This window comes from Variovorax paradoxus (assembly GCF_009755665.1).
GTDB classification, from domain to species: domain Bacteria; phylum Pseudomonadota; class Gammaproteobacteria; order Burkholderiales; family Burkholderiaceae_C; genus Variovorax; species Variovorax paradoxus_G.
In genome coordinates, this window is record NZ_CP046622.1 from 5240128 (window position 1) to 5264563 (window position 24436).

Annotated in this window: 25 protein-coding genes; 10 read left to right on the plus strand and 15 right to left on the minus strand. The window is 67.3% G+C overall.

The features are described from left to right. Window positions 1-2 precede the first annotated feature (2 nt). Together GOQ09_RS24465 and GOQ09_RS24470 are read left to right on the plus strand one after the other, a co-directional pair. Entirely contained in the window at window positions 3-608 is a 606-nt protein-coding gene (locus tag GOQ09_RS24465; RefSeq protein ID WP_157616261.1) for a hypothetical protein, read from the plus strand. A 51-nt stretch (window positions 609-659) separates the two neighbouring features. Further along, window positions 660-3368, plus strand: coding sequence for a hypothetical protein (locus GOQ09_RS24470; RefSeq protein WP_157616262.1), 2709 nt, complete (start codon window positions 660-662; stop codon window positions 3366-3368). A 100-nt stretch (window positions 3369-3468) separates the two neighbouring features. Here GOQ09_RS24470 and GOQ09_RS24475 read toward each other — a convergent pair whose 3' ends face one another. The 4 genes from GOQ09_RS24475 to GOQ09_RS24490 form a co-directional block, all read right to left on the minus strand. Further along, window positions 3469-4881, minus strand: a complete 1413-nt coding sequence (locus tag GOQ09_RS24475) for a sensor histidine kinase (RefSeq protein WP_157616263.1) — start codon at window positions 4879-4881, stop codon at window positions 3469-3471. Further along, window positions 4878-5534, minus strand: a complete 657-nt coding sequence (locus GOQ09_RS24480; protein WP_157616264.1) for a response regulator — start codon at window positions 5532-5534, stop codon at window positions 4878-4880. The genes GOQ09_RS24475 and GOQ09_RS24480 overlap by 4 nt, the downstream gene beginning before the upstream one ends. 130 nt (window positions 5535-5664) lie before the next feature. After that, window positions 5665-6771, minus strand: a complete 1107-nt coding sequence (locus GOQ09_RS24485; RefSeq protein WP_157616265.1) for a winged helix DNA-binding domain-containing protein — start codon at window positions 6769-6771, stop codon at window positions 5665-5667. Between the two features lie 10 nt (window positions 6772-6781). Beyond that, window positions 6782-7606 (minus strand): pseudouridine synthase, encoded by an 825-nt coding sequence (locus GOQ09_RS24490; RefSeq protein WP_157616266.1) that lies wholly within the window; start codon window positions 7604-7606, stop codon window positions 6782-6784. A gap of 94 nt (window positions 7607-7700) precedes the next feature. Between GOQ09_RS24490 and GOQ09_RS24495 the strand changes: the two genes are divergently transcribed. The 4 genes from GOQ09_RS24495 to GOQ09_RS24510 all read left to right on the plus strand — a co-directional run bounded on the left by GOQ09_RS24495 (window position 7701) and on the right by GOQ09_RS24510 (window position 11134). Continuing rightward, window positions 7701-8840 carry an MGDG synthase family glycosyltransferase gene (locus tag GOQ09_RS24495; protein WP_157616267.1) on the plus strand — a complete coding sequence of 380 codons (1140 nt, stop codon included), beginning with the start codon at window positions 7701-7703 and terminating at the stop codon, window positions 8838-8840. Beyond that, on the plus strand, window positions 8837-9328 hold the full coding sequence (locus tag GOQ09_RS24500) for a hypothetical protein (RefSeq protein WP_157616268.1): 492 nt from the start codon (window positions 8837-8839) through the stop codon (window positions 9326-9328). Before GOQ09_RS24495 ends, GOQ09_RS24500 begins: the two co-directional genes overlap by 4 nt. Before the next feature lie 2 nt (window positions 9329-9330). Then, entirely contained in the window at window positions 9331-9903 is a 573-nt protein-coding gene (locus tag GOQ09_RS24505; RefSeq protein WP_347563277.1) for a tyrosine-protein phosphatase, read from the plus strand. 100 nt (window positions 9904-10003) lie between these two features. Next, complete coding sequence (locus GOQ09_RS24510; RefSeq protein ID WP_157616270.1) at window positions 10004-11134, plus strand: zinc-binding dehydrogenase; 1131 nt, start codon at window positions 10004-10006, stop codon at window positions 11132-11134. A gap of 138 nt (window positions 11135-11272) precedes the next feature. Here GOQ09_RS24510 and kdpE read toward each other — a convergent pair whose 3' ends face one another. The 9 genes from kdpE to GOQ09_RS26155 are packed head-to-tail and all read right to left on the minus strand — an operon-like array spanning window position 11273 to window position 19979. Further along, entirely contained in the window at window positions 11273-11968 is a 696-nt protein-coding gene (gene kdpE / locus GOQ09_RS24515) for a two-component system response regulator KdpE (protein ID WP_157616271.1), read from the minus strand. A gap of 4 nt (window positions 11969-11972) precedes the next feature. Continuing rightward, complete coding sequence (locus tag GOQ09_RS24520; protein WP_157616272.1) at window positions 11973-14729, minus strand: DUF4118 domain-containing protein; 2757 nt, start codon at window positions 14727-14729, stop codon at window positions 11973-11975. 15 nt (window positions 14730-14744) lie between these two features. Continuing rightward, window positions 14745-14879: a hypothetical protein gene (locus GOQ09_RS26530; protein WP_278189363.1), complete on the minus strand. Its 135-nt coding sequence runs from the start codon at window positions 14877-14879 to the stop codon at window positions 14745-14747. Then, complete coding sequence (locus GOQ09_RS24525; RefSeq protein ID WP_157616273.1) at window positions 14869-15225, minus strand: hypothetical protein; 357 nt, start codon at window positions 15223-15225, stop codon at window positions 14869-14871. Before GOQ09_RS24525 ends, GOQ09_RS26530 begins: the two co-directional genes overlap by 11 nt. 11 nt (window positions 15226-15236) lie before the next feature. Beyond that, window positions 15237-15812: a potassium-transporting ATPase subunit KdpC gene (gene kdpC, locus GOQ09_RS24530; protein WP_157616274.1), complete on the minus strand. Its 576-nt coding sequence runs from the start codon at window positions 15810-15812 to the stop codon at window positions 15237-15239. 13 nt (window positions 15813-15825) lie between these two features. Then, window positions 15826-17925 (minus strand): potassium-transporting ATPase subunit KdpB, encoded by a 2100-nt coding sequence (gene kdpB / locus GOQ09_RS24535; protein ID WP_157616275.1) that lies wholly within the window; start codon window positions 17923-17925, stop codon window positions 15826-15828. Window positions 17926-17936: 11 nt separating this feature from the next. Next, window positions 17937-19742, minus strand: coding sequence for a potassium-transporting ATPase subunit KdpA (gene kdpA, locus GOQ09_RS24540; RefSeq protein ID WP_157616276.1), 1806 nt, complete (start codon window positions 19740-19742; stop codon window positions 17937-17939). A 1-nt stretch (window position 19743) separates the two neighbouring features. After that, entirely contained in the window at window positions 19744-19842 is a 99-nt protein-coding gene (gene kdpF / locus GOQ09_RS24545) for a K(+)-transporting ATPase subunit F (RefSeq protein ID WP_041943086.1), read from the minus strand. After that, window positions 19839-19979: a hypothetical protein gene (locus GOQ09_RS26155; RefSeq protein WP_165442119.1), complete on the minus strand. Its 141-nt coding sequence runs from the start codon at window positions 19977-19979 to the stop codon at window positions 19839-19841. The genes kdpF and GOQ09_RS26155 overlap by 4 nt, the downstream gene beginning before the upstream one ends. Window positions 19980-20156: 177 nt before the next feature. On the opposite strand from GOQ09_RS26155, the gene GOQ09_RS24550 reads away from it, so the two are divergent. Together GOQ09_RS24550 and GOQ09_RS24555 are read left to right on the plus strand one after the other, a co-directional pair. Further along, entirely contained in the window at window positions 20157-20825 is a 669-nt protein-coding gene (locus GOQ09_RS24550) for a helix-turn-helix transcriptional regulator (RefSeq protein WP_126750021.1), read from the plus strand. Window positions 20826-20863: 38 nt separating this feature from the next. Further along, window positions 20864-21445, plus strand: coding sequence for a superoxide dismutase (locus tag GOQ09_RS24555; protein WP_157616277.1), 582 nt, complete (start codon window positions 20864-20866; stop codon window positions 21443-21445). A gap of 30 nt (window positions 21446-21475) precedes the next feature. Here GOQ09_RS24555 and GOQ09_RS24560 read toward each other — a convergent pair whose 3' ends face one another. Continuing rightward, window positions 21476-21853, minus strand: coding sequence for a VOC family protein (locus tag GOQ09_RS24560; RefSeq protein ID WP_157616278.1), 378 nt, complete (start codon window positions 21851-21853; stop codon window positions 21476-21478). 193 nt (window positions 21854-22046) lie between these two features. On the opposite strand from GOQ09_RS24560, the gene GOQ09_RS24565 reads away from it, so the two are divergent. Beyond that, the gene (locus tag GOQ09_RS24565) at window positions 22047-23042 is read left to right on the plus strand and encodes a tripartite tricarboxylate transporter substrate binding protein (RefSeq protein WP_157616279.1); all 996 of its coding nucleotides are present in this window, start codon (window positions 22047-22049) and stop codon (window positions 23040-23042) included. Window positions 23043-23103: 61 nt separating this feature from the next. After that, on the plus strand, window positions 23104-24147 hold the full coding sequence (locus tag GOQ09_RS24570; protein WP_157616280.1) for an MBL fold metallo-hydrolase: 1044 nt from the start codon (window positions 23104-23106) through the stop codon (window positions 24145-24147). Between the two features lie 7 nt (window positions 24148-24154). Here the strand turns inward: GOQ09_RS24570 and GOQ09_RS24575 are convergent, their stop codons facing one another. After that, window positions 24155-24412, minus strand: a complete 258-nt coding sequence (locus GOQ09_RS24575) for a hypothetical protein (protein WP_126748482.1) — start codon at window positions 24410-24412, stop codon at window positions 24155-24157. Window positions 24413-24436: the final 24 nt, after the last annotated feature.

The window sequence follows — 24436 nt, forward strand, 5'->3', positions numbered from 1 at the left end:
GCATGGGCACTTTGACCACAATGAAAACAACTAATTCAAATAGCATTTCTCACCCAAAAATCTGGTTTTTTTGCCTGATTTCCGCAATCTCGATTGCCGCAGGATTCACCGTATTCGAGTTTGATTTAATCGTTGCGCAAGAAATATCACTAAAACTACTTCAGTCTACGCCAGCGATAGTCGAGAGCGCCGTTCTTGTGGAATTATTTCCTTTTAAAATTTTAGCAACTACAGCGATCTTTGTTTTTATTCCACTGTTACTGGGCTGGTATTTTCGAGCAACCTTTGTCAATTATGTATTGGCGACGGCCTTGCTTTTTTTGTTATCGATCCTTGCTTCCTTTAGTGTCTTGGCGACATACAGAGGGCACATGCAAACCGAATTGAATTTCACAACAATCTCAGGGCCCTCTGCCTCTGCCTCTGCCTCTGCCTCTGCCTCTGCCTCTGCCTCTGCAGGAAAAATCACTTCTATGACGTACGGTCAGATTACGGCGGTCACGGAAGTTCCCATCGCAAAAATGGTCTTGAGTGGTCCGCTGCTTGTTGTTGTTGGGGCTTTGCTTTGGATCAGAAAGAAGAATTCCGGCACGCGTGATCTAAATTAATTCGCAGGAGGCGTCCATATGCAAGAATTATCTACGGCAAAGTTACTTCGTTTGGCCGGCGTCAACGGGTTGGCAACCCCTCCCATTGGATTTACCGCAGTGCGTGCAGATCGACTGGATGTACAGAACGCACGAATTAACTACCAAGCCTTTTTCAACCCCGCCACCAACGAACTGGTGATCGGTGGCACGCCGAAGCCGCAGATTCTCGTGCGACCGGGCCAAGCCCCGGACGACGGCAAGGAACTCGGAATTTTTTATGACAGTCCAAGGTCTCCAACGGGCGGGCTCAGCGAGGCTGCTGTTCCTGTAACTCAAACCGTGGCACTGGTTCAGCGGTTGACCGCTACCGACAAAAGTCCCTATCCCAACGCCACGGTCAGCTTCGCAGGCGAAGGGGCAGTCGGCCTCGCCTTTGCCGCAGCGTCCTATGAGTTACGCAGCGGAACCAACTCGCGGGTCAACGTCGGCAGCACCGTCACCCTGAACGCCTGGACCGGCCACTGGACACCCGGCGCCAGCACCGACACCGGCGTGCTCGATGTGCGCACATCTCACCCGGCCAACGGAGATCCGGCATGGGGATTGAAATGGAAGCCAGGCGGTGTCGTCGCCGCAGTGAACACCGGCAACGCCCAGTTGGCCGGCGGACTGACCGATATCGGCACCCAGGGTGCGATGGCCATGGCCGAATCGCTGGCCGGCAAATTGGGCGGCAAGGTCCTTGGCGAAGGCGCTGCATGGATCGCGGACAAGCTCATCGGCAAGGGCGCCGAGGCCTTGACGGAACCGGCAGTCGACGCCGCCGCGAGCGCTGCCGCCAATTACATCGACAGCCCCGCGCGGGCCGTCAAAGCATTGGGCTGGCAGGCCCACCTCACGCCCGCCGAAACCACCCAGGTCGTCCAGCAAGGCATCGGGCAAGGCCAGTGGAACGTCATGCATGGCCTGAGCCCCGCAGGCTATGCCGTCGACGGCACGTATTACGAGCACTCCGGAACAGCCACCTTCGCCGGCGCGGGCAGCACGGCGCAAACCCGGCAACCCGCCGTGCAGGTCACCACCTGGCGCGACGAGACGACCGGCGCCATCATGGAGGCGCGCCTCTCCGGCCAACGGGTAGATGATCAGTTCCAGGCCGGCCCGGCGAGCGTCTTCGCCTCGGGCATGGACACCGCTGGGCGCATGATCCTGAAGGGGAGCGCGGCGCAAAGCGTGGCCGACTATCAGATGCGCCCCGCCGCTTCGGCGGGCACCGGGGGCGCCACTCCGGAAGACCCGGCTCTTGCCCCCGTGGTGGCGGAAGGCACCAGCGGCCTCGGCACCTACACCACCGTCAGCATCCAGACACACGCCAATGGCGCCGCGAGCTTCGACTTCGTGGGCGAGGACGGCAGCCGCGCGTGGGTGATGCACGATGCGGAAACCGGCCACCGGACCGTGACCATCAACAGCGGGCAGGAAGTGGCAGGCGAGCCGCGCACCGTGATCTATGAACTTGACCGCAGCGGCGGGCGCGTCGGACACGAGCGCTACATCGACGCCGCCGGCACACCCGTCAACGAGCAGGGGCTGGTGCCGCCGTCGCAGGCTGAAGTGGTGCCTGCGCCTGCAAGGGCTCCTGCGCAGCAGGAACCCATTCCCCAGATCACCACGCATGAATCGCGCATCGTGCCCACGCCAGGGGGCATGAGCTTTGCCGAGGCGCACCGGCGCCGCGACGAACCCGAGCAGATTTCCCCGGGCTCGTTGCGGCCCGTGGGCAAACTGGATACATCCCAGATGAACAAGGGCAGCCCGTTGTACCGGATGCACCTGGCGCAGGAGCAGGCCCATATGCGCGACCTGGAGATTGCGCTGGCGCAGGACAGGGAGCGGTTCAAGAACGAGCCCAAGCTGCCACAGCCCTCGGTGGAGCGCACGCAGGAGCGCGCACAGGACCATTCGCCAAGGCGTTTGCTTGAGGAGGCACCTGTGGCACAAGCGCATGTCAGCCCTGCTCGGCCGGCCGCTGGCGCCGAGACGATGCACTCGCCGACAACCCACGCCTCAGTGGCGGCCCCGGTGCACTCGAACCCTCAGAGCGATGCCGCGACCATTGAGGCGGCGCAAGCCCAGGTGGCCGCAGCGCAAGCCCAGGCGGCAGCGGCACAGGCCCAGGCCCTTGCGGCGCAGGCCGAATTGGCCGCGACGCGACAGCAGATGGCGCGCATGGCCGCAGAGCGACACGACGGCCTGGAGCGGCGTGATGAGCGCGATGAGAGGGACCAGCGCGATCAGCCTGGGACCACGCAGATCTCGCAAGGCCGCGACAGCCGGCAAGATTCGGAGGCTGGCACGCACGGCATGCAGGTCTCCGCCACTGCGGTGGCCGATGCGAGCCGCCCGTTGCTGCGCGAATTCAGCGACCCGCGTCATCCCCAAAATGCGCTGTACAACACCCTCATAGAGGTGCTTCCCGAGGGTACGTCTCCGAGATGGGTGGCACAGGCGACGGCTGCCTGCTACATGTCGAACATCAGGAAGCCCGACGATCTGGGCGACGTCCACGGCATCAACGGAACGGTTCTGTTCAGGTCGACCTCGTTGCCCGGCCGATACGCCGCTCTTGAAGCCACGCAGCCTTTACGCACAGTGCAGCAGACCATGCAGGACGTGCAGCAGTTCGACGAGCAGCGCGCGATCGATCGGGCCCAATCTCAGGCACAGGCCGCAGCGCAAGCGAACCAGCAGCAGGGGCCGGTGATGGGCGGGCCATGAGGGGGCGATGCTTTGAAACAGGCGACCACAGCCTTCGCGGCGTAACGAATCCTTGCAGCCAAGGGAACTGACCTCCAGCGAATTCAGGCGATAAACCGCATCATTTATCGCGAGCCGCTCTAGACACCGAGCCCGGAGGCAGGTGCACCCGCGCCATCAGCCCCGGCCCGCCGCCTCCTCCTCCTTCTTCATCGCGATTGCGCAGCTCGATGCGCAAGCCATGCCGCTCGGCTGCCGTGCGCGCAATGGCCAGCCCCAGCCCGCTGCCGCCCGCCGGGGCGCCCGGCACCCGAAAGAAGCGGTCGAACACACGGCCGATCGAAGAGTCGGGAATGCCCGCCCCGTTGTCCAGCACGTCGACCACCGCGTGGCCGCCAACCGCATGCAGCCGCACATCGACCACGCCGCCTTCGGGCGCATAGCGCAGCGCGTTGTCGATCAGGTTGTCGAACACACTGCGCAGCTCGGCGGCCGGCGCGTCCACCACGGGCGCAATCGATCCTTCGAAGCCGATGTCCACGCGGCGCGCATCGGCCAGCACCATCAACTGGCTCACGCTTTCGCGCAGCAGGGCTTCGATGTCGACCGGCTCGCCCGGCACAGGGAGGCCCGGCGCGTCTTGCCGCGAGAGGCTCAGCAACTGCTCGATCAGGTGCTGCGCGCGCGTGACGCCGGCTTCGAGCTGGTTGAAGCGCTCGGTGGCTTCGCCGGCGGGCACGTGCGCGCGCAGGTTCTCGATTTGCAGGCCGATGGCGGCCATGGGCGTGCGCAGTTCGTGGGCCGCGTCCTGCACGAAGCGGCGCTGCGTGGCAAAGGCACTGCGCACGCGCGAGAGCAGGTGGTTGAAGGCCTGCACCAGCGGCGCGATCTCGTCCGGCACGCGGGCCAGAGAAAGATCGGTGAGGCTGCGCTCGTCCTGCGAGGCCACGTCGCGCGCCACCGCCCGCAGCGACCGCGAGGCCGCCGACACGATGAGCCAGAGAATCAGCAAGGCCAGCGGCAGCAGCAGCGCGATGGGCAGGCCTTCGAGCAGCGCGCGGCGCAGTGCCCGGCGCCGCCGGTAGTCTTCGTTCTGCAAGACCTGCACGCGCGGCTGGTCGGCACGCGGACCGGGTTCGGCGGTAAACACGCGCCAGCGCGAATGTGTGTGCGCGCCGGTGCTCGCGTCGCTGAATCCCGGTCGCGGCTGCAGGGGCACCGCAGCCAGCGGCGGCCAGGAACTCGCAAGCAGCTCGCGACCGTCGGCACTCCAGATCTGAACCACGAAGGCACCGCGTGCAAAAGCGGCTTCGCCGTCGAGCGGGCGCGGAGCGCGGGGCGGATCGTTGCCCGCATGGGAATCGGCCACGAGCCGCATCTGCTCGTCGAGCGCGTTGTGCACCAGGTCGCCATATGCCACGAAGGTGAACCATGCCGTGAGAGCCGCCGCCGCCACGTGCAGCGTGATGAGCCAGAACAGCAGCTGCGAGCGCAGCGAGCGGGGACGCCACCAGCGGCCCGGCATTGCGCTCATGCGACGACGCGCCATCCCAGCCCGCGCACGTTGCGGATCGACTCCGCGCCGAGCTTGCGGCGCATGCCGTGGATCAGCACGTCGATGGCGTTGCTCGTCACCTCCTCGCCCCAACCGTAGATGCGGTTCTCGAGCTGCTCACGCGAAAGAATGGCACCGGGCCGCTCGAGCAACGCGTGCAGCAGTGCAAATTCGCGCGCCGTGAGCGCCTCGCGCGCGCCGTGGATCACCACCTCGCGCGTGGTCAGGTCCAGTTGCATTGCGTTGCCGCCAATCAGCGAATGCGCGGCGCCATCGCGTCGGCGCACCACCGCCCGCATGCGGGCGAGCAGCTCGCGGAATTCGAAGGGCTTGCGCAGGTAGTCGTCCGCGCCAAGGTCGAGGCTGTGGATGCGGTCGTCCAGCCCGTCGCGCGCGGTGAGCACCAGCACCGGCGTGGCATCGCCGCGTTCGCGGGCGCGCCGCAGCACCTCAGTGCCGTCCTGGCGTGGCAGGCCAAGGTCGAGCAGCACGCAGGTGTAGCCGCCGTCGCCGAGCGCGCTTTGCGCCAGTTCGCCGTCGCGCACCCAGTCGGCCGACCAGCCCGCGCCCTCGAGCGCCTGCTTCAGGCTGCGCCCGATCATTTCGTCGTCTTCCACCAGCAGCACACGCATCGTGTCGACTCCTTGGGCGGCAAGGCAGCACGCGAGTCGGAATGAGCGGCAGTGCCTTGCGCCGTGGCGCAGCGTAGGGCCGGAGTCTTAGGCGAGGCTTAGGGCCTGTCAACGCTGCGCGGCAAAAAGCTCACAGCACACGGACGTCGTGCCGCTCGCCTTCGGTGTCCGCTGCAAAGGCCAGCAGGCGCATCGCCTCTTCCTGCGCGCCGAGCCGCTCGGCCTTCGACCATCGGGTGAAGGGCTCCAGCACCACCGTGGCCGTGTTCTTCGCGCGCTCGATCTTCCAGATGCCCGAGACGAACCCGTCGAGCAGCACCGTGCCGCGCACGATGCCATTGACGGTGAACACACGGGCGCGGTGCTCCTCGCTCATCACACGGCTGCGATCGGCATGCGAGAGCAGCAGGTTGTCCCATTCGGCGACCAGGCGCGGCGGCGCGGGCGTGTCGGGGTCGGGCCGCGGCGCGCGGGGCAGGTCGAACAGCTCCTGGCCCTCGTCGCCGGCGAACACGCGCAGCTGCGGCCGCAGGCGCTCGGCCACGGCCTTCCAGCCCGTGAGGCCCGACCACGCACCCGCATCGGCGAGCGTCGCGGGGCCGAAGGCCGCCAGGTAGCGCAACAGCAGGTCGTCCTGCGTGGCGGGCGCCACATCGGCGGCGGATTCGCCGAGCCACTGCGCAATGGGTTGCAGCTGTGCGCTCTGGTGCGAGTTCCAACTGCCTGCGGGCGGCAGGTGCACCAGCGGCAGGTTGTTGCGGATGAGTGCAGCGAGCGACGCGGGCTCGCGGTCTTTCCAGCGCGCGGCGAGGGCCTGGCCGAGTTCGGAACTGGTGAGCGGGCCTTCGCGCAGCAGCGCCCGGCCCGCCTGCACCACCGCCGCGCGGTCGATGCCTTCGAGCACCCGTCCGTGGCTGCTGCCTTGCAATCCCCGCTGATGCACGGACTCGAGCAGTGGCCGCCAAGCCAGTGCGTCCGATGCGGCCATCAGGTGCAAGGTCGCGCGCATGGCGGACATGCGCACGATGCGCCGCTTCTTCAGGGCCTCGGTCAGCTGTTCGCGCCGAAAGCCCTCGAGCCGGCTCCACAGGCCGATGTAAGGCGGGTTGGGCGCCTGCGCCTGCAGGCCCGCAAGCTTTTCGATGGCCTGCGTGACGGTCGCCCTGCGCCGCTCCAGCAGCATCTGCCGCGCCAGGGTGGCCCGGTTCAGCGCGCGCTGGCTCAGCACCACGGCCATTGGCAAGAACTCAGAACTTCTCGTGCGGGCCGAGGTAGCGCCACTGCCCCACGGGCAGGTTGCCGAGCATCACCTTGCCGATGCGCACGCGCTTCAGGCCCACCACCTTCAGCCCGACCAGCTCGCACATGCGGCGGATCTGGCGCTTCTTGCCCTCGGTGAGCACAAAGCGCAGCTGCTCGGGGTTCTGCCATTCGACGCGCGCCGGCTTGAGCGGCTGCCCGTCGAGGCTCAGGCCATGGCGCAGCCGGGCGAGCATGGCGGGCGGAAAAACCGCCTGCACGTTGGTCGTGACGGGATCGTCGTCGTCCATGCGCACCAGCTGCCCCGTGGGCGCGGGCTGGCCCAGGCCGTGATAGGCCACGCGCACCAGGTATTCCTTCTCCATCACCGAGTCTTCGCCGATCAGCTGGCGCGCGATGCGCCCGTCCTGCGTCATGACCAGGAGTCCGATCGAGTCGATGTCGAGCCGGCCGCACGGCGCAAGGCCGCGCAGCTGCTGGGGGCTGAAGAAGAAGCGCGCGTTGTCTTCGGCCCAGCGGTTCTGCGGCGTGAAGAGCGTCACCGCGGGCTCATGGCCGTCCTCCGCCTGCCCGCTCACATATCCGATGGGCTTGTTGATCAGAATGGTGACCTGGTTCGCCTGCTGGCCCTTGGCGGCCTTGTCCACCTCGATGCGGTCGGCCGGCGTGACCTTCACGCCCATTTCGGCCGGCTTGCCGTTCACCTTCACCCAGCCGTTGGCGATCCACTCGTCGGCCTCGCGGCGCGAACAAAGGCCGAGTTCGGCCATGCGTTTGTTGAGTCGGATCGGTGCGGCGGAAGCGTCAGTCATGCCCGCATTTTCGCCGATGGGCAGTGTCCGCGGGATGTGTCGCATTGCATGGGGATAATGCGCGCCAATGGCCCGCCGACGGCCCCGGACCCGAATGACAAAAATCCTGATCCTCAGTGTGAGCGCCGGCAACGGCCATGTGCGCGCAGCGCAAGCCCTCGAAGCCGCCATGCAATCGGCCCCGCCACACACGGCGGTCCACATCGATGCCATGGCACACGTGGCCGGCGGTTTCAGGAAGGTGTACACCGACTGGTACATCCAGCTCGTGAACCGCGCGCCGGAGCTGTGGTCCTACCTGCACCAGCGCGCCGACGCCACGCCGCACCATGCACCCTCGCAGCGGCTGCGCCGCGGCATCGAGCGGTTGAGCACCGGCGCCCTGGTGCGCGAGATCCGCCGCGAAAAGCCCGATGCCGTGATCTGCACCCATTTTCTGCCGGCCGAGCTGCTGATGCGCGAGCGCAACCGCGGGCGCATCGACTTTCCGGTGTGGCTGCAGATCACCGACTACGACCTGCACAACATGTGGCTGGTGCCGGGCATGGCGGGCTACCTGGCCGCGACGGAAGAAGTGGCCTTCAGGCTGCGGGCGCGCGGCATTCCCGCCGACCGCATCCACGTGACGGGCATTCCGGTGATGCCGGCTTTCTCCGAGCCCGACGCCCCGACGCTCGAGCGCGATGCCTGCGCCGCGGCGCTCGGCCTCGACCCCGCGCGGCCCGTGCTGCTGATGGCCTCGGGCGGTGCGGGAGTCGGAGACCTGCCGAGCATGGTCGAACGCGTGCTTTCGCTCGGTGGGGAGAGCGGCTTCCAGGTCATTGCCGTGGCGGGCCGCAATGCCGACGCGCACGCAAGGCTGCAGGCGGTGGCTGCGCGCCACCCCGGCCGCGTGGTGCCGATCGGCTTCACCAACGAAATGCACAAGCTCATGGCCGCAGCCAACCTGGTGGTGACCAAGCCGGGTGGGCTCACGGTGTCGGAGTGCCTGGCGCTCGGCAAGCCGATGCTGCTGATATCGCCGATCCCGGGGCAGGAAGAGCACAACGCCGGCTTTCTCATGGAAGAAGGCGCGGCCTGGCTCGCCTACGACGCGATCGGCCTCGACTACAAGGTGGCGCGGCTGATGGCCGACCCCGCCAAGCTGGCCGACATGGCCCGCCGCAGCCGCGCGCTCGGCAAGCCGCTTGCGGCGGCCGCGGTGCTTCAACGCGTGTTGGGTGAAACAGCATGACCGGCGCCGCGGAAAAAACGGGCGTGTCCCGCACCATCGGCTACCTGGCCTGGGTGGTGGTGATGGCCTTCTTTTTTGCGAACGCCGAAATCCAGATCGAAGGCGGCGCGGGCTGGGCGACCTCGCTGCCCACCTGGCGCATCGAGAACAACATCTGGCTCGACATTTTCTGGGGCGGCCGCGCGATGACCGGCTATCACGCCTGGGTCTTCACCTTCATGGCGCTGGTGTTCTTTGCGCCCCTGGCCTTCAACGGCCGATGGACATGGCGCGACGTGGGCCTGGCCGTGGCGGGCTTGATCGTGTTCTGGGTCTGCGAAGACTTCCTCTGGTTCATCATCAACCCGGCCTTCGGCTGGGCACGCTTCAACCCGGTCGATGCGTTCTGGCACAAGCACTGGGTCTGGGGCGCACCGGTCGACTACTGGGGCGGCATGGCGGTGGCCTTGTTGATCCTGGTGACCCGGCACTGGCGGCGCGCGAAATGAGCATGAGGCGCCATAAACGCAAAGACCGCGACGACAACGCCGCCGCCCACGCCGTGCCGCGCCCCGGCCACTGGGCCGATCCGCTCGATACGCTCCGCGTCGAAAACCTGCACCGCATCACGCCCACGCTGTACCGCAGTGCGCAGCCGCGCATCGCCAACGGGGCGGCGCTGAAGGCGCTGGGCATCCGCACCATCGTGAGCCTGCGCTCGTTCAACGACGACCGGAAGGTGTTCGCGGGCAGCGGCATCCGGCTGGTGCGCGTGCCGATCAACACCTGGTCGATCGACGACACCAAGGTGCTGCGCGCGCTGGTGGCCATTCGAGAGGCCGAAAAGCAGGGGCCGGTGCTGATCCACTGCATGCACGGCGCCGACCGCACCGGCGTGGTGGCGGCGGTCTATCGCATGGCGGTGCAGGGCTGGGACAAGGAGAGCGCGCGGCTCGAGATGCTGCGCGGCGGCTACGGCTATCACACGCTGTGGCGCAACATCTCGCGCTACATCGACCGGCTCGACCCAGAGAAGATGCGCCATGCGCTGGACCACGCGCCGGTGATTCCCGTGGTGTCCTGAAGGCGCCTGCAGACTTCGCGGGCCGCTCCTATACTGGCCGCCCCGTGGCCTTGGGGCCACCTTCGAACAGGCCCTTCTCCAGGGTCGCAAGGGGCTCTTCATGGCACTGCAACTGCGCTCGCTCATCCGCGCGAACGGCGAACTCGAACTCTCGCTGCACGACGAACCGGTGCCTGAACCTCAGGCGCATGAAGTGGTGATCCGCGTCGAGGCGTCGCCGATGAATCCCTCGGACCTGGGCCTGCTGTTCGGCGCGGCCGACATGAGCACCGCCAAGGTCTCCGGCACGCCGGAGCGGCCCATCGTCACGGCCACCGTGCCCGAGCGCGGCATGCCCATGATGGCCGGGCGGCTGGACCAGTCGATGCCGGTCGGCAACGAAGGCGCCGGCGTGGTGGTGAAGGCCGGCTCGTCCCCTGCCGCGCAGGCGCTGCTCGGCAAGACGGTGGCCGCAATCGGCGGCGCCATGTATTCGCAGTACCGCGCCGTGGCGGCAGCCCAGTGCCTCGAGCTGCCCGCGGGCACCGCGCCGGCCGAAGGCGCATCGTGCTTCGTGAACCCGCTCACGTCGCTCGGCATGGTCGAGACCATGCGGCGCGAAGGCCACAAGGCGCTGGTGCACACGGCCGCCGCATCCAACCTGGGCCAGATGCTCAACAAGATCTGCCAGAAGGACGGCATCGACCTGGTCAACATCGTGCGCAAGCCCGAGCAGGAGGCGCTGCTGCGCGGCATCGGCGCCAAGTACGTGTGCAACGCGAGCTCGCCCACCTTTCTTGAAGACCTGACGCAGGCCCTGGTCGAAACAGGCGCCACGCTGGCCTTCGACGCCACCGGCGGCGGCAAGCTCGCGGGGCAGATCCTCGGCTGCATGGAAGCGGCGCTGAACCGCACCGCCAAGGAATACAGCCGCTACGGCTCGACCACGCACAAGCAGGTGTACATCTACGGCGGCCTCGACCGCTCGCCGACGGAGTTCGTGCGCAACTTCGGCATGGCGTGGGGCATGGGCGGATGGCTGCTGTTCCCGTTCTTGCAGAAGCTGGGAGATGAAGGTGTGCAGCGTTTGAAGGCGCGGGTCGTCGCTGAATTGAAGACGACGTTCGCGAGCCGGTACACGCGGGAAGTCTCTTTGCTCGAGGCGCTGCAGCTGGATGCCATTGGGGTGTATGGCAAGCAGGCGACGGGGGAGAAGTTCTTGTTGAATCCGAACAAGGGTGTGGCTGCGTAGGCGCTGCTGCCCTCACCCCAGCCCTCTCCCGGAGGGAGAGGGAGCAACACACAGCCCCGCTCCGCCTTGTCCCCTCTCCCTCTGGGAGAGGGTTAGGGTGAGGGCTCTGTGCCTTCGACAGAGCGCGGCGTCAACGAGCTAAACCACCAACCGATACCCCACCGCAGTCTCCGTCAGCAGATGCCGCGGCTGCGCCGGGTCCGCTTCCAGCTTCTGCCGCAGATGCCCCATGTAGATGCGCAGGTAATGGCTCTGGTCCGTGTGCGACGGACCCCATACCTCGCGCAGCAGCTGGCGCTGCGTGAGCACGCGGCCTGCGTTGGCAACCAGCACGGACAGCAGCCGGTACTCGGTAGGCGTCAGGTGCACTTCAACCCCGGCGCGGCGCACGATGCGCGCGGCGCGGTCGAGTTCGACCTCGCCGAAGCGGAAGACCGCTTCCGCCGGTTCTTCGCTTCCGCCCGCCGCACGCGGGCGACGCAGGTTGGCGCGCACGCGCGCCAGCAGTTCGCCAGTGCCGAAGGGCTTCGTCAGGTAATCATCGGCGCCTGCATCCAGCGCTGCGATCTTGTCGGCCTCGTCCGTGCGGGCCGACAGCACGATGATCGGCACCGCCGACCAGCCGCGCACATCCCGAATCAACGACACGCCGTCGCCGTCGGGCAGGCCGAGGTCGAGCACCAGCAGGTCGGGCTGACGCGTGCCGGCCGCAGCCAGGCCGTCGCGCAGCGTGCCGGCCTCATGCACCAGCCAGCCCTCGGCCTCGAGCGCGCCGCGCACAAAGCGGCGGATCTGCGGCTCGTCTTCGATCACGATGGCGGTGGGGGATGGCATGGCTTCAGAGTTGGGCTTCGGCCGGTTCGGGCGGCTCGCGGCGTGGCAGGGTGACGGTGAATTCTGCACCGCCGCCCAGCGCATTGGCCGCCGTGATCTCGCCGCCGTGCGCACTCACCACCGCGCGGCAGATCGCAAGGCCCAGCCCCACGCCCGGCGTGGCCGATTCGGACTCACCGCGCGTGAACTTGTCGAACAGCTTCTGCTCACGGCCCAGCAACGCGGCGGGCAGGCCGGGGCCGTGGTCGCGCACCGTGAGCACCAGCGTGCCGGGCTCGGCGCGCGCGCCCACGACGATGGGCGGGGCGCCGTATTTGGTGGCGTTCTCCAGCAGGTTGACGAGCACGCGCTCGATCAGCACCGCGTCGAATTCGACCAGCGGCAGGTCCGCATCGAGCGCGGTCTGCACGACGGCGCCGCCCAGCGAGGTGCGCGCCGCACGGATCGACGAGCCCACGACCTCCTCGACCGATTGCCAGTCGCGCCGCAGGTTCACCGCACCCCCGGCGATGCCGCTTTCGAGCCGCGCCATGTCCAGCAGGTTGTTGACCAGCGCATGCAGCTCGTGCGCCTGCGCGACGATGGCACGCGCCGCGTTGCCGTGCTCCTCGGGCGGCAGCGTCTGCAGAGATTCGGCCAGCGCGATCAGCGCGGTGAGCGGCGTGCGCACGTCGTGCGAGATCGCGCCGAGCAGCGCATTGCGCAGCCGCTCCGACTCCATCTCGACCACGGCCTGCTGCGCCACTTCGACGTAGTGCACGCGCTCCAGTGCGATCGCGATCTGCCGCGCGAGCGTTTCGAGCTGCTGCGCCTGCTCCGGAATCACCAGCCAGCGCGGCTGCGCGGGCGACAGCGCGAGCACGCCGCGCACGCGCATCGGCGCCTGCAGCGGCACGTAGTGCCACGGCTGCGCTGCCAGCGTGGCGGTCGCAAGGCCCGCGGGCTGGCCGTGGCGAAAGGCCCAATCGGCCACCTGTGCATCGAAACCCTCGGGTGGCTCCTTCGGCAGCACCAACTGGTCGGCCGGGTCCGTCACCAGCACCAGCGCATGGCCGCCGAAGTGGCCCTGCACGGCGGCGGCACCGAGCGTGACGACCTGCGTGCTCTCCAGCGCCGCAGAGAGTTCGCGCGTGAGCTCGAACAGCGAGCGCGCACGCCGTTCGCGGCTGGTCGATACGCCGGCCGCAAAGCGCAGCCCCGCAGTGAGCTGCCCCACCAGCAGCCCGACGCCCAGCATGATCGCGAAGGTCAGCACGTACTGCACGTCGCTCACCGCAAACGAAAGCTGCGGCGGCACGAAGAAATAGTCGAAGGCCGCGACGTTGAGCAGCGCCGCCAGCGCCGAGGGTCCTCGCCCGAAGCGCATCGCGACCCCGACCACGCCTAGCAGGAACAGCATCACGATGTTCGCGAGTTCGAGCACGCCGGCCAGCGGCGTGCAGGCCAGCGTGAGCGCCACGCTGGTGGCCATGGCCCAGGCGTAGCCGGGCCAGTGGATGGGCGCGTTCTCGTGATCGTCGTCGTCGGCACGCGGTATGTTGAACGGCGTGCGCCCCAGGCGGCGCGCGCTGTCGACGCGGCCGACCTCCATGATGTCGAGCGCCGGCGCGCGTTGCGCCAGCGCGCGCGGCAGCGGCACCGCCGCGGCGGGCAACCAGCGGCGCCAGCCGCTCGCGGGCTCCGAACGCCCCATCACGAGCGTGGCGCAGTTGAGCCTGCGGGCCTGCTCGGAAAGTTGCTCGGCCACGTCGGAACCGGTGAGCACCGCGGTGGCCGCGCCCAGTTCCTCGGCGAGCTTGAGCACCGCGAGAATGCGGTCGCGCTCTTCGGCGGCCAGGCGCTGCAGCCGCGGCGTCTCGACGTAGGCCGCGTGCCAGCGCACGTTCAGCTGGCCCGCAAGCCGCGCCGCGGTGCGCACCGTCTGCGCCGCACCCTCGTGCGGACCGACGCACGCGAGGATCGCGCCCGAGGTGTTCCAGGCCTGCAGCGCGCCGCCATTTCCATCTTTTCCATTGCGGCCGGCCGCTCCCGACTGCTCGACCCGCCAGCCGCGCACATCGTCTTCCACATGCTCGGCGGTGCGGCGCAGCGCAATTTCGCGCAGCGCAATCAGGTTGCCCTTGCGGAAGAAGTTCTGCGCGGCGCGTTCGGCCTGCTGCGGCAGGTACACCTTGCCGGCCGCGAGCCGTGCCGTGAGCTCGTCGGGCGTGACGTCGACCAGCACCACCTCGTCGGCCTCGTCGAGCACGGTGTCGGGCACCGTCTCATGCACGCGCACGCCGGTGATCGCGCCGACGGTGCCGTTGAGGCTCTCCAGGTGCTGCACGTTGAGCGCCGACCACACCTCGATGCCCGCGGTCAGCAGCTCCTGCACGTCCTGCCAGCGCTTGGCGTGGCGCGAGCCGGGCGCGTTGGTGTGGGCGAGTTCGTCGACCAGCAGCACGGCGGGCTTGCGCGCGAGGGCGGCGTCGAGATCGAACTCGGCCAGCGTGCGGCCGCGGTAGTCCAGTTCGCGCATCGGCAGGGTGTCGAGCCCCGCGAGCAGCGCGGCGGTTTCGCTGCGGCCGTGGGTTTCGACCACGCCGATGAGCACGTCGCGCCCCGCGGCGCGCTCGCGCTGGGCGGCGCTAAGCATCGCCCAGGTCTTGCCCACGCCCGCGCTGGCACCGAAGTAGATGCGCAGCTTGCCGCGAAGCGCACGCGCCTCGTCGTTGCGCAATTGCGCAAGCAGGGCGTCGGGGTCGGGGCGGGTGTCGGGCATGGATGGCTGCGCAGGTTAGCGCATCGGGCCGCGCTTGCGGCGCCTGGTCTCGTGCCGCCGCGCCGTGCGCGAGAGCACCCACCAGGCAAAGCCCAGCGGCACGAAGAGCGCCACGAGCGCCAGCAGTATGTGGAAAAGGTCAGTGACCATCGCGCAGGCCGCAGCGGGCCAGGTGCTCGCGCCAGCTCACGAGCCGGCCGATCTCGCCCGAGGGCACGCACTCGATCAGGCGGTGCAGCACCTCGGCGTAGCTCGCGATGGGCAGGCGGACCATCAGGCGCACGCAGGGCGCATCGCTCTCTTGCGAGCAGAGGGCGTGCAGCAACGGCTCGCAGCGCACCACGCCCGCATCGGGGCAGCCCGCGATGCTGCGGCGCACGCGCAGCGCGTCGGCGCAGCAGACGGTGACGTCGAGCACGTAGAACGAGCCCGTGGCGGTCACAGGCGCGTGCATTCGCAACGTGCCGGGGTGTTCACGGTAAGCGGCATAGGCCATGGTTTTTCTCCTCAACGCATCGAAGCATCGAGCGCGAGATTCAGTGCGAGAACGTTGACGCGAGATTCACCAAGCACACCCCAGAGAGCGCCTTGCGTGTTCTTTTCGATCAGCGCATTGATCTGTTCGACCGGCACCCCGCGCACGCGCGCGACGCGGGCCGCCTGGTACTGCGCTGCGGCGGGGCTGATGTCGGGATCGAGTCCGCTGGATGAAGCCGTGACAAGGTCGACCGGCACCGGCGCGGTGTTGCCCGGGTCCGCGGCGTGAAGGGCTTCGACACGGGCCTTGACCGCATCGGCCAGCGCCGGATTGAGCGGGCCGAGGTTCGAGCCGCCCGAAGCGCTCGCGTTGTAGGGCCGCGGCGCGGTGGCGGAGGGCCGGCCCCAGAAGTGCTTCGGGTCGCTGAAGTTCTGGCCGATGAGACTGGAGCCCACGACGGTTCCGCCCTGCACGACCAGGCTGCCCGCGGCCTGCGAAGGAAACAGCGCCTTGGCGGCGCCAGTCACGGCCAATGGGTAGACCAGGCCGGTGAGCGCACTCAGGAGCGTGAAGAGCACGAGCGCGGGACGAACGATGTTGTTCATGATGAAGAACTCCTCAGACGAGATGGACGGCCACGAGCAGCCAGTCGATCAACTTGATGCCGATGAAGGGAACGAGCAGGCCGCCAAGCCCGTAGATGGCCAGATTGCGGCGCAACAGCGCGGCCGCACCCACCGGCCGGTAGCGCACGCCCTTGAGCGCGAGCGGAATCAGGAACACGATGACCAGCGCGTTGAAGACCACCGCCGACAAGATGGCCGATGACGGGCTCGCGAGGCGCATCACATTGAGCGCACCCAGCTGCGGATAGGTCGAGACGAAGATGGCCGGAATGATCGCGAAGTACTTCGCCACGTCGTTGGCGATCGAGAAGGTGGTGAGCGAGCCGCGCGTCATGAGCAGCGCCTTGCCGGTCTCCACCACCTCCAGCAGCTTGGTCGGGTTCGAATCCAGGTCGACCATGTTGCCGGCCTCCTTGGCGGCCTGCGTGCCGCTGCCCATGGCCACCGCAACGTCGGCTTGCGCAAGCGCGGGGGCGTCGTTGGTGCCGTCACCGGTCATCGCGACGAGCCGGCCTTCGGACTGGTACTTGCGGATCAGCGCCAGCTTGTCCTCCGGCGTGGCTTCGGCCAGGAAGTCGTCCACGCCCGCCTCGGCCGCGATGGCCGCAGCCGTGAGCTTGTTGTCGCCGGTGATCATCACCGTCTTGATGCCCATGCGGCGCAGCTCGGCAAAACGCTCCTTGATGCCGGTCTTGACGATGTCCTTGAGCTCGACCACGCCGAGCACGCGGTTGCCTTCGGACACGGCCAGCGGCGTGCTGCCGCGGCGCGCGGTTTCCTCGGCGGCGCGCAACATCTCGGCCGGCACGCTGCCGCCCAGCGATTCGACATGCCGGCGGATCGCGTCGACGGCGCCCTTGCGCAGCAGCACGACGTCGGAATCGAGGCTGTTGGGAGCAGCCGGCAGGTCGGCACCGCTCATGCGGGTCTGCGCGGTGAACTGCACGAAGCGTGCGCCTTCTGCCGCCGTGGCTTCAAGACCGTCGCGGCGCGCCAGTTCGACGATGCTGCGGCCTTCGGGCGTTTCGTCCGCCAGCGAGGCGACCATCGCGGCACGGGCCAGGCGGGCCTTGGTCACGCCTGGCGCAGGCAGGAAGGCACTCGCCTGGCGGTTGCCATGCGTGATGGTGCCGGTCTTGTCGAGCAGCAGTACATCGACGTCGCCGGCCGCCTCCACGGCGCGGCCCGATGTGGCAATGACGTTGGCCTGCATCATGCGGCTCATGCCGGCCACGCCAACGGCCGAGAGCAGGCCGCCGATGGTGGTGGGAATCAGGCACACCAGCAGCGCGACCAGCGCGGTGAGCGACACCACGGTGCCGGCGCCCGCCGCCTCCACGCTGAACACCGAGAACGGCAGCAGCGTGACGGTGACCATCAGGAACACGAGCGTGAGCGCCACCAGCAGGATGGTGAGCGCAATCTCATTGGGCGTCTTGTGGCGCTTGGCCGCCTCGACCATGCCGATCATGCGGTCGAGGAACGATTCGCCCGGGTTGACCGAGATGCGCACCACCAGCCAGTCGGACAGCACGCGCGTGCCGCCGGTCACGGCCGAGAAGTCGCCGCCCGATTCGCGCACCACGGGCGCCGATTCGCCGGTGATGGCGCTTTCGTCGACCGAGGCCACGCCTTCGATCACCTCGCCGTCGAGCGGGATCACGTCGCCGGTTTCGACCAGCACGACGTCGCCCTTGCGCAGGTTCGGCGCCTGCTCCGGCAGGAACGCCGCGCCGCGATGGGGTTCCTTGAGCTTCTTGGCCCACGTGTCCTTGCGAAGACCCCGAAGCGACGCCGCCTGCGCCTTGCTGCGCCCCTCGGCCAGGGCTTCCGCAAAGTTGGCGAACAGCACGGTGAACCACAGCCACACGGTAATGGCCAGCACAAACGCGGGCCTCATGCCGGTGTCACCCGGAAAGCTCAGCGAATGCACCCAGAGCAGCGTCGTGAGGATGCTCCCGATGTACACGATGAACATCACCGGGTTGCGCCACTGCGTGCGCGGGTCCAGCTTGGCGAAGGCGCCCCACAGCGCAGGTTTCACCAGCGCCGCGTCGAGCAGCGAGAGAGAGGTTTTTGTATTGGCAGTCATGGTGCGCTCCTTCATTTCCAGAGCACGAGGTGTTCGACCACCGGCCCAAGGGCCAGTGCCGGCACGTAGTTGAGCAAGCCGACCAGCAGCACGGTTCCGATCAGCAACGATACGAACAGCGGCCCGTGCGTGGGCAGCGTGCCACCGGTGACGGGCAGGCGCTGCTTGGCCGCGAGCGAACCGGCAATGGCCAGCACCGGCACGATCACCGCGAAGCGGCCGAGCCACATCGCAAGCCCGAGCAGGCCGTTGTAGAACGGCGTGTTGGCGGACAAGCCCGCGAAGGCGCTGCCGTTGTTGTTGGCGGCCGAGCTCAGCGCGTAAAGGATTTCGGAGAAGCCGTGCGCACCGGGGTTCGCGATGCCGGCCTTGCCCGCGCCCGTCATCACCGCCACTGCCGTACCGGCCAGCACCAGCACGGGCGTGACCAGGATGGCGATGGAGATCAGCTTCATCTCGCGCACCTCGATCTTCTTTCCGAGGTACTCGGGCGTGCGGCCGATCATCAGCCCCGCGATGAACACCGCGAGCATCGCGAAGATCAGCATGCCGTAGAGGCCGCTGCCCACGCCGCCGAACACCACCTCGCCCAGCTGCATCAGCACCATGGGCACCATGCCGCCAAGCGGTGTGAAGGAGTCGTGCATCGAGATCACCGCGCCGCACGAGGCGGCCGTGGTGACGGCGGCGAAAAGCGCCGAGGCATCGATGCCGAAGCGCACCTCCTTGCCTTCCATGTTGCCGCCGCTTTGCAGCGCGCCGTGCAGCTGGTCGACGCCCAGCGCGCCAAGGAGCGGATTGCCGGCCTGCTCGGCGGGGATGACGACCATCACCGCCGCCACGAACATCACCGTCATCGCCGCAAGCACCGCCCAGCCCTGGCGCAGGTCGCCCACCACGCGCCCGAACGCGAAGCACAGGCCAGCCGGAATCAGGAAGATCGCGATCATCTGCAGCAGGTTGGCGAGCGCGGTCGGGTTCTCGTAGGGGTGCGCCGAGTTGGCGTTGAAGAATCCACCGCCGTTGGTGCCGATCATCTTGATGGCCTCCTGCGACGCGACAGGGCCCATGGCGAGCGTCTGCGTTTTGGTGGTGACGTTTTCCATCACCGGCGCACCCCTCTCGTCCTTCAAGGGCTGGCCATCGGCGCCGTTCTTCGGCTGCTGGAAGGCAATGGCCTCGACCGTTTGCACGGTCTTGTACGCATCGAAGTTCTGGATCACGCCCTGCCCCACGAAAAACACCGCGAGCACGAACGACAGCGGCACCAGCAGCCACAGCGTGATGCGCGTGATGTCGGCCCAGAAGTTGCCGACCAGGCCACGGCTCTTGCCGTCGCCGCGACGCGCGAAGCCGCGCACCAGTGCAAAGGCCACCGCAATGCCTGTGGCGGCGGAGAAGAAGTTCTGCACCGTGAGCCCGAGCATCTGCGTGAGATAGCTCATGGTCGACTCGCCGCCATAGCCTTGCCAGTTGGTATTGGAGACGAAGCTCACCGCGGTGTTGAAAGCCGAGTCGGGTGACACGGCGCCCATGCTGGCCGGGTTGAGCGGCAGCCAGCCCTGCAGGCGCTGCAGCGCGTAGAGAAAGATCGCCCCAACGGCATTGAAGGCCAGCAACGCGAGCGCATAGCGCAGCCAGTGCATCGATTGCTCGGGCTTGGTGCCCGCGAGCTTGTAGAGCGGCGCCTCGATGCGCTGCATCCAGCGCGGCAGGCGCCCGTCGCACAGCGCGGCAAGAAACTTGCCGACCGGCCATGCCAGCAGCAGAAGTGCCACGAGAAAGAGGGCCAGCAAGGACCAGGCGGAGGCGGTCATTTCAGAACTCCTCCGCGCAGATCAGCGCAAACACCAGGTAGGCGAACAGGACGACGGCGATCAACGCGCCAAAGCCGTAGAGCGCTTCGAGGCTGATCATGGCCGCTCTCCTTCGCCCGCGGTCAGCTCATTCGACGCATTCATTGCACCCGGCCCTTCGAGCCGGTCCAGCCCGAAGACCATGGCCGCCAATGCGGCCCACAGCGCCAGCAAGGCGCCCATCCAGACGAAATCCATTCATTGCTCCTGCAGCGAAACCAAGGCATCGAGTCTCGGCAGGCGCCCGTAAAAACGGGGAACAGAGTCGGCGGGGCCGTATAAAGAAACCGTAAAGACGTCCCGTCTTTCGCAAGGCCCTCGACAGCGGATGCACAGTCATTCAATAATCAAAGCTAGATCTGTGAAATAAAAAGGATGACCACCCGCCCACTCGACCTGAAGCCCGCCTGGACACCGCACCAGCCGGCGGACCGCATCCTGTCCACGCTCAAGACCCGCGGCGCGCTCGGCATTCCCGACATTGCCAAGGTGCTCGACGTGACGGTGGAAGCGGTGCGCCAGCAGATGGTCAAGTTGCAGTCCGACGGGCTGGTCGACGCCGAAAGCCGGCCGGCGGGACGCGGCAGGCCGACGCAGATATGGCGGCTTACCGGCGCCGGGCACGCACGCTTTCCGGACACGCATGCCGAGATGACGGTGCAGATGATCAGCGCCGTGATCACCGTGTTCGGCGAGAAGGGCATGGACCAGCTCATCGGCGCGCGCGAAGAAGCCATGCGTGCCAACTATCGCGAGGCGATGCTGGGCGCGCGCAGCCTGAAGACGAAGCTCGAACGGCTCGCCGAAATCCGCAGCCGCGAAGGCTACATGGCCGAGTTCCGGCCCGAGGGCGAGGGCTTTCTCTTCATCGAGAACCACTGTCCCATCTGCACCGCGGCGCGGGCCTGCACGGGCTTTTGCCGCAGCGAACTGCAGCTCTTCGAAGAAGTGCTCGGAACCGACGCGAGCGTGAGCCGCGTCGAGCATGTGCTTGCGGGCGCGCGGCGCTGCGCCTACCAGGTGAGCCCCAGGAACGCGCCTTGATTCAGACTGTTTTCAAAACCCGAAAGGAAAGACCCACCATGGAACACACCCTCCCACCCCTGCCCTACGCCCTCGACGCGCTGGCACCCGAGTACTCGAAGGAAACCCTCGAGTACCACTACGGCAAGCACCACAACGCCTACGTGGTGAACCTGAACAACCTGCAAAAGGGCACCGAGTTCGAATCGATGACCCTCGAGGAGATCGTCAAGAAGTCCAGCGGCGGCATCTACAACAACGCCGCCCAGATCTGGAACCACACCTTCTTCTGGAACTGCATGAAGCCCCAGGGCGGCGGTGCTCCCAGCGGCGCGCTGGCCAAGGCCATCGATGCCAAGTGGGGCAGCTACGACGCGTTCAAGGAAGCGTTCGTGAAGTCGGCCGTGGGCAACTTCGGCTCGGGCTGGACGTGGCTGGTGAAGAAGGCCGACGGTTCGGTGGACATCGTGAACATGGGCGCCGCCGGCACGCCTCTGACCACGGGCGACACGCCGGTGCTGACGGTGGACGTGTGGGAACACGCCTATTACATCGACTACCGCAACCTGCGCCCGAAGTTCGTCGAGACCTTCCTGGCCAAGCTGGTGAACTGGGACTTCGCAGCCAGGAACTTCGGCTGACGCCAGCCCAAGTTCCAGCCGGCGGCATCCTCACTCGTTGACCAGGTTGAGGATGTTGCCGTCCGGGTCCTTGAACCAGGCGACCTTCATCTTGTCCATCACGTGGATGTCGCCCGCGAGCGTTGTGTTCGGCATCTCGTAGTGCTCGAAGCGAACGCCCTTTGCCTTGAGCGCCGCCACGAGTCCCTCGATGTCGCCACCCACCGCCCAGGTCACGGCCGTGGCCTGATTGGTGCCGGCGAACGAAGAGCAGTAGACATTGATACGGCTGTTACCGCTGCGATAGGCGATCATGTCCTCGCAGTCGGTGTCGGCCGGTGCCAAGCCCAGCGTGTCTTCGTAGAAGCGGCGAGCCACGGCAAGGTCTTTCACCGCGAGGTTGGCCACAGCATTGATATTTCCGAGCATGGCTGTCTCCTGTGTGGATGGGCACCCATCTTCTGCCCCGCAGCGCGCATGTCAAGCCGCCGCTACCCGATACGGGGCCCATCGCGAACGAAGAAACCGCCCGGCCCGGGTTCCGGCACACTGCACCCTTGGTGCAGTGCCCGATGAGGCCCGAAAATCTGCCCCTGATTCGCCCCGATACAGAGACAAACCCATGATCCGCAAACTCACCCGTCCGCTGGCCCTTGCGCTGGCCCTTCCCCTGGCCGCCATTTCCCTCACGCTCGCCGCCCCTGCCGCGCAGGCTCAGGCCTACCCCGCCAAGCCCATTCGCATGATCGTGCCCTTCCCGCCCGGCGGCGGCACCGACATCCTGGCGCGCCTGGTGGCACAGAAGCTCACCGAGGCCAACCACTGGACCGTGGTGCCCGACAACCGCGGCGGCGCCGGCGGCACCATCGGCATTGCCGAGGCCGCGCGCGCCGCGCCCGGCGGCTACGACATCGTGATGGGCCAGAAGGACAACATGGTCGTTGCGCCCTGGCTCTACAAGAACCTGAGCTACAACCCGGTGAAAGACCTCACCGCCGTGGCCCACGTGGCCTACACGCCGGTGGTGATCGTCACGCAGGCCAACTCCAAGTTCAAGACGCTGAACGACGTGGTGACCGCTGCGCGCGCCGCGCCCGACACCGTCACCTACGGCTCGCCCGGCAACGGCACCACCATTCACCTGGCCGGCGAGATCTTCAACGGCGCCGCGCAGATCAAGATGCGCCACGTGCCCTACAAGGGCTCCAACGCGGCCATGATGGACGTGCTGGCGGGCAACGTCGACCTGATGGTGTCGTCGGTGCCTTCGGCGCTGGCGCAGATCAAGGCGGGCAAACTTCGCCCGCTGGCCGTGACCTCGGCCAAGCGCAGCACCTCGCTGCCCGACACGCCCACCGTGGCCGAGCTCGGCTACAAGGGCTTCGACGTGTCCACCTGGTACGGCCTGTTCGTGCCGGCCAAGACGCCGAAGGACGTGATCGCGACGCTGAATACGGAAGTGAACAAGCTGCTGGCCACGCCCGAAATGAAGGCCGCCATCATTGCCCAGGGCGCCGAGCCGCAGGCCATGACGCCCGAACAATTCGAGACACTGCTGAAGACCGACTACGACAAGTGGAAGGGCATCGTGCAAGCCTCGGGCGCGACTATCGAATAAGCGCCGGGCATCGCAGAATGTTGTCTCCACAACAGGCCGCATCGGCGGCATGGAGACAGCGATGGCACAGCGCAAGAATTCCAACAACGCCTTTCTGCTGAACACCACCGCGCTGGCCGCGGCGGTGGTCGCCCTGTTGCAGGGCTGCGCGCAGACGCCGCAGCAGCAGATGGCCCCGTCGCAGGCCAGCGTGGCGGCGCATGTCGCCACTGCGACGCGCGCCGCCGGCTCCGACCTGACGGCGCTGCTGACGCTCTGCAAACCCGCTCCCGCCACCCGGCCGCCCCAGGCCGAGCTGGACAAGGGCCTGGCCGCATTCATCGCCCGGCCTGCACCTCCGCCAGGCCAGGCATTCGACAACCTGTATTTCGTGGGTGCCGACTGGGTGAGCGCCTGGGCCATCAAGACCTCGGACGGCATCATCCTCGTCGATGCGCTCAACACCCAGGCCGAAGCCGCGGCGCTCATCGAGGGCGGCATGCGCAAGCTCGGCCTCGACCCGGCGCAGATCAAGTACGTGATCCTCACGCACGGCCACGGCGACCACTACGGCGGCGCGCCCTACCTTGCCGAGAAATACCGCGCACGCGTGGTGATGAGCGAGGCCGACTGGACCATGACCGAGACCCGCCTCGAGTTTGCGACGCCGATCTGGGGCGCGCCGCCCAAGCGCAACGCAGGCGGCATTTCCGCGAAGGACGGCGACCGCATCACGCTGGGCGATACCAGCGTCACGCTCTACCTCACGCCCGGCCACACCATGGGCACGATCTCTCCGGTGTTCGACGTCACCTCGAACGGCCAGAAGCACCGCGCCATGCTCTGGGGCGGCACGGGCTTCAACTTCGGCAAGGACGTGCCGCGGCTGGACAGCTACATCGGCGCCACGGAGCGCATGGGCGCCATCGTGCAGACCCAGCGCGTCGATGTGCTGCTGTCGAACCACTCGAACATCGACGGCTCGCAAGCCAAGCTCGCAGCGCTGCGGCAGCAGCCTGCTCCGGCAACGAACCCCTTTGTGCTCGGCACACCGGCGGTCGAGCGGTCGCTGGCGGTAATGGGCGGATGCGCGCGGGCGCAGCGCGACAGGTTCCTGCTGCAGTAGGCGAAGGTCAGTCGGGCGTGAACTTCTTGTTGAAGATCTCCACGTCCGACGCCAGCTCGAAGGTCGCCACCTGCCCCATCTTTCCGTCGCTGAGGCGGCAGGCGGAGAACAGGCTGTAGCGGCCCTTGAAGTAGAACTCGTCCATCACGATCAGCGCGTAGGGGTACGGCACGAAGACCTGGTGCTCGAAGACGATGCGGTGCACGTTCCTCGGCGAAGGAAAGAGCTTGTAGTCGTTGGTGTCGATCGACTTTGCGGTGGCCATGTTGGTTCTCGGTTGCTTGTGCGC

What these genes read in the sequence shown, in the direction of transcription:
- GOQ09_RS24465 (WP_157616261.1), top strand. Translation starts at nt 3, where the DNA reads ATGGGCACTTTGACCACAATGAAAACAACTAATTCAAATAGCATTTCT.
- GOQ09_RS24475 (WP_157616263.1), bottom strand. Translation starts at nt 4,881, where the DNA reads ATGAGCGCAATGCCGGGCCGCTGGTGGCGTCCCCGCTCGCTGCGCTCG.
- GOQ09_RS24480 (WP_157616264.1), bottom strand. Translation starts at nt 5,534, where the DNA reads ATGCGTGTGCTGCTGGTGGAAGACGACGAAATGATCGGGCGCAGCCTG.
- GOQ09_RS24485 (WP_157616265.1), bottom strand. Translation starts at nt 6,771, where the DNA reads ATGGCCGTGGTGCTGAGCCAGCGCGCGCTGAACCGGGCCACCCTGGCG.
- GOQ09_RS24490 (WP_157616266.1), bottom strand. Translation starts at nt 7,606, where the DNA reads ATGACTGACGCTTCCGCCGCACCGATCCGACTCAACAAACGCATGGCC.
- GOQ09_RS24495 (WP_157616267.1), top strand. Translation starts at nt 7,701, where the DNA reads ATGACAAAAATCCTGATCCTCAGTGTGAGCGCCGGCAACGGCCATGTG.
- GOQ09_RS24500 (WP_157616268.1), top strand. Translation starts at nt 8,837, where the DNA reads ATGACCGGCGCCGCGGAAAAAACGGGCGTGTCCCGCACCATCGGCTAC.
- GOQ09_RS24505 (WP_347563277.1), top strand. Translation starts at nt 9,331, where the DNA reads ATGAGGCGCCATAAACGCAAAGACCGCGACGACAACGCCGCCGCCCAC.
- GOQ09_RS24510 (WP_157616270.1), top strand. Translation starts at nt 10,004, where the DNA reads ATGGCACTGCAACTGCGCTCGCTCATCCGCGCGAACGGCGAACTCGAA.
- kdpE (WP_157616271.1), bottom strand. Translation starts at nt 11,968, where the DNA reads ATGCCATCCCCCACCGCCATCGTGATCGAAGACGAGCCGCAGATCCGC.
- GOQ09_RS24520 (WP_157616272.1), bottom strand. Translation starts at nt 14,729, where the DNA reads ATGCCCGACACCCGCCCCGACCCCGACGCCCTGCTTGCGCAATTGCGC.
- GOQ09_RS26530 (WP_278189363.1), bottom strand. Translation starts at nt 14,879, where the DNA reads ATGGTCACTGACCTTTTCCACATACTGCTGGCGCTCGTGGCGCTCTTC.
- GOQ09_RS24525 (WP_157616273.1), bottom strand. Translation starts at nt 15,225, where the DNA reads ATGGCCTATGCCGCTTACCGTGAACACCCCGGCACGTTGCGAATGCAC.
- kdpC (WP_157616274.1), bottom strand. Translation starts at nt 15,812, where the DNA reads ATGAACAACATCGTTCGTCCCGCGCTCGTGCTCTTCACGCTCCTGAGT.
- kdpB (WP_157616275.1), bottom strand. Translation starts at nt 17,925, where the DNA reads ATGACTGCCAATACAAAAACCTCTCTCTCGCTGCTCGACGCGGCGCTG.
- kdpA (WP_157616276.1), bottom strand. Translation starts at nt 19,742, where the DNA reads ATGACCGCCTCCGCCTGGTCCTTGCTGGCCCTCTTTCTCGTGGCACTT.
- kdpF (WP_041943086.1), bottom strand. Translation starts at nt 19,842, where the DNA reads ATGATCAGCCTCGAAGCGCTCTACGGCTTTGGCGCGTTGATCGCCGTC.
- GOQ09_RS26155 (WP_165442119.1), bottom strand. Translation starts at nt 19,979, where the DNA reads ATGGATTTCGTCTGGATGGGCGCCTTGCTGGCGCTGTGGGCCGCATTG.
- GOQ09_RS24550 (WP_126750021.1), top strand. Translation starts at nt 20,157, where the DNA reads ATGACCACCCGCCCACTCGACCTGAAGCCCGCCTGGACACCGCACCAG.
- GOQ09_RS24555 (WP_157616277.1), top strand. Translation starts at nt 20,864, where the DNA reads ATGGAACACACCCTCCCACCCCTGCCCTACGCCCTCGACGCGCTGGCA.
- GOQ09_RS24560 (WP_157616278.1), bottom strand. Translation starts at nt 21,853, where the DNA reads ATGCTCGGAAATATCAATGCTGTGGCCAACCTCGCGGTGAAAGACCTT.
- GOQ09_RS24565 (WP_157616279.1), top strand. Translation starts at nt 22,047, where the DNA reads ATGATCCGCAAACTCACCCGTCCGCTGGCCCTTGCGCTGGCCCTTCCC.
- GOQ09_RS24570 (WP_157616280.1), top strand. Translation starts at nt 23,104, where the DNA reads ATGGCACAGCGCAAGAATTCCAACAACGCCTTTCTGCTGAACACCACC.
- GOQ09_RS24575 (WP_126748482.1), bottom strand. Translation starts at nt 24,412, where the DNA reads ATGGCCACCGCAAAGTCGATCGACACCAACGACTACAAGCTCTTTCCT.